We start from the raw sequence: 2,891 nt of genomic DNA on the forward strand, positions 1-2,891 counted from the left end.
GTTTGCCGTGTGCTCCACGCCCTCTCCTTCGCGCCCTAGCCTAACTGTCAGGTCAACGCGGACGCAACCAAGGGCCATGCCTTCGGCATTTTCATGGCCCTCGGTTGTGCCCTCCGCCCTGGCGGGCTCCGGCGCCGGTTACCTTGGTAGTTAGGCCTTCGTTTCCGGAACTCTCTGGAAGTCAAATGAGGGTGTATTGGTGACTTTTGAGCTTGACTTGACGTACCAATAGGCGTACGCTCCATGTAAAGGAGTTCGACATGCAAACACTCACCGCCAGTGAAGCGCGTGCCAACCTCTACCGCCTCATGGATCAGGCAGCAGAGTCGCACCAGCCCATCACCATCGCAGGAAAGCGCCACGACGCCGTGCTGCTGTCAGCCGAAGACTGGCAAGCCATTCAAGAAACGCTCTACCTGCTCTCTGTACCAGGCATGCGTGAGTCCATCAAGGAAGGCATGGCCGAGCCAGCAGACACGTGCGCCAAGGAGCTTGACTGGTGAGTTGGGAGTTGGTCTTTGCCAAGCACGCGCAAAAAGATGCACAGAAGCTGGCCGCAAGCGGCTTGAAGGCCAAGGCTCAAGAGCTCTTGGCCATCATCAAAGAAAATCCATTTCAAAACCCGCCACCATACGAAAAATTGGTCGGAGACTTGGCAGGGGCATATTCAAGGCGAATCAACATTCAACATCGTTTGGTCTACGAAGTGCTTAACGATCAAAATGTCGTAAAAGTGCTCCGCATGTGGTCACACTACGAATAGCCAAATACAGCTGCGCATATACCAACAAGGCCCGGATTGACACCTGATGTGCAACACCCAAAATGCAGGCAGCCGTACTATCAAAACCTTCCACTTCGCGCCCCAGCCTAACTGTCAGGTCAACGCGGACGCAACCAAGGGCCATGCCTTCGGCATTTTCATGGCCCTTGCTTGTACCCTCCGCCCTGGCGGGCTCCGGCGCCGGTTACCTTGGTAGTTAGGCCTCTTCTGAACACAAGAAAGTAAGTAATGGGAAGAATTCATCTGATATTGGGTCCGCAAGGCGCAGGCAAATCGACCTACGCAAGACGGCTTGCACAAGCCGAACACGCCACGCGTTTTTCTATCGATGAGTGGATGCAGCGAATGTTCATTCCTGACCTTCCAAAGGCCATGAGCCTTTCATGGATCATGGAGCGGGTTCAACGTTGTGAATCGCAAATTTGGGCAACTGCCTCCCAAATCTGTGCAAACAATGGAAATGTCATCCTTGATCTTGGCTTTACCAAGATCGAAAGCCGGAAGAATTTTCAAAACCTTGCAGCAGAGATCGGTGCCCAAACACAGATACACATTCTTGATGCACCTCACGCAGTTCGTAAGGAGCGAGTGATGGGGCGGAACATTGAAAAGGGCGATACTTATTCTTTTGAGGTAACGCCTGGGATGTTTGACTTCATGGAGAAGGAGTTCCAGCGCCCAACAGATGAAGAACGAAAAAATGCAGTCATCGTTGAGCAAAGTTAATCAGGTTTTGTGCGATGCATATTCCCTGCCTTCGCGCCCCAGCCTAACTGGCGGTTCAACGCGGACGCCAAAACGGGCCATGCCTTCGGCATTTTGCTGGCCCGTTTTGGTGCCCTACGCGCTTCGCGCTCCGGCGCCGGTTAACCTGGGGCGTTAGGCCTCTCGATAAAGTCCGTCTGTGACTACTCATATGAAGCGAACTCTTCTTGGCTTGGCAGTGCTCGTGATTGCACTATCCGTGAACGCGCAAAGCGCCCCATCCTGCGACAACAGACTCCAAGATTTGTCCGCCGCAGAGATGAAGGCTCGTGAAGCCTATTTAGCAAACAATTCGACCAAGTCCTTGCCGCTCATGGCCGCTGCGGCGAAGTCATTTGACGATTTCTCAGATCACTGTGCTCTGGGCCCAATGGCCTACGCAGGTGTATTAGTTCATGGTCGCCTATCTCTGCTGCATAGAGCACGAGGCTCGGCTTCAGAAGCGGCGACAGCAGCCGCTGCTGCAGCCAAGTACGCAGAACTTCTTCGTAAACGGAAGGTCGACTGGCCAGAGATTGAAGATCTAGTCCGCAGCGCAGACCTAAAGCAGCGCGCAGCCACAACTAGGTAAACATACAGCACGCACCCTAGTTCCCCAGCGCAAATTGACACGTGAAGTTCAACACATTCAACTGCAGGCTCACGTACTATGAAAACCTTCCACTTCGCGCCCCAGCCTAACTGTCAGGTCAACGCGGACGCAACCAAGGGCCATGCCTTCGGCATTTTCATGGCCCTTGGTTGTGCCCTCCGCCCTGCCGGGCTCCGGCGCCGGTTACCTTGGTAGTTAGGCCTTCGTTTCCGGAACTCTCTGGAAGTCGAATGAGCAGTTTTCGGAAGGCTCTGGAATTCTGGTTTGATGCCCAGGGCCCGGGCTTTAGGTGCGGTTTCAACGCGCACCGAACCAGCAGCACGGCACGCATGGGGTCTTACTTTGGCCGCTCAGGCCTGCCGTCTGCCCTTCGGCAGCCTGCTCACCACCGCGCGGCATCAAAGTGCCACACGCCATCGGCCTTGTGGGCTGCCTGTCCTGCGGCAGTCAGCGCAGCATCCAGGGGCGCCAAAGTGCCACTCGCCATGGGCCTTTTGGCTCAACAACGTCGGTGGTCTTCCACCAGGCCAAGGCGTCTGGCACACTGCTCTCAAACATCAAAGGGAGCGTCTGTGCAGCATCACTGTTCATCGAACCACGGCACGTTGGCCGTGTGCTCCGCGCCCTCTACTCCGCGCCACAGCCTAACTGTCAGGTCAACGCGGACGCAACCAAGGGCCATGCCTTCGGCATTTTCACGGCCCTTGGTTGTGCCCTCCGCCCTGGCGGGCTCCGGCGCCGGTTACCTTG

Annotated in this window: 3 protein-coding genes; all 3 read left to right on the forward strand. The window is 55.7% G+C overall.

Features of this window, described 5'->3' with window-relative positions:
- Positions 1-260 precede the first annotated feature (260 nt).
- The 3 genes from WNB94_RS17075 (at position 261) to WNB94_RS17085 (ending at position 1,510) form a co-directional block, all read left to right on the forward strand.
- The gene (locus tag WNB94_RS17075; protein WP_341391575.1) at positions 261-503 is read left to right on the forward strand and encodes a type II toxin-antitoxin system Phd/YefM family antitoxin; all 243 of its coding nucleotides are present in this window, start codon (positions 261-263) and stop codon (positions 501-503) included.
- The gene (locus tag WNB94_RS17080) at positions 500-763 is read left to right on the forward strand and encodes a Txe/YoeB family addiction module toxin (RefSeq protein ID WP_341391576.1); all 264 of its coding nucleotides are present in this window, start codon (positions 500-502) and stop codon (positions 761-763) included. The genes WNB94_RS17075 and WNB94_RS17080 overlap by 4 nt, the downstream gene beginning before the upstream one ends.
- Positions 764-1,012: 249 nt before the next feature.
- Entirely contained in the window at positions 1,013-1,510 is a 498-nt protein-coding gene (locus WNB94_RS17085) for a P-loop nucleotide/nucleoside kinase family protein (RefSeq protein ID WP_341391577.1), read from the forward strand.
- Positions 1,511-2,891 lie beyond the last annotated feature (1,381 nt).

The organism is Aquabacterium sp. A3, from assembly GCF_038069945.1.
GTDB lineage: Bacteria > Pseudomonadota > Gammaproteobacteria > Burkholderiales > Burkholderiaceae_C > Aquabacterium.

What these genes read in the sequence shown, in the direction of transcription:
- WNB94_RS17085 (WP_341391577.1), top strand. Translation starts at nt 1,013, where the DNA reads ATGGGAAGAATTCATCTGATATTGGGTCCGCAAGGCGCAGGCAAATCG.
- WNB94_RS17075 (WP_341391575.1), top strand. Translation starts at nt 261, where the DNA reads ATGCAAACACTCACCGCCAGTGAAGCGCGTGCCAACCTCTACCGCCTC.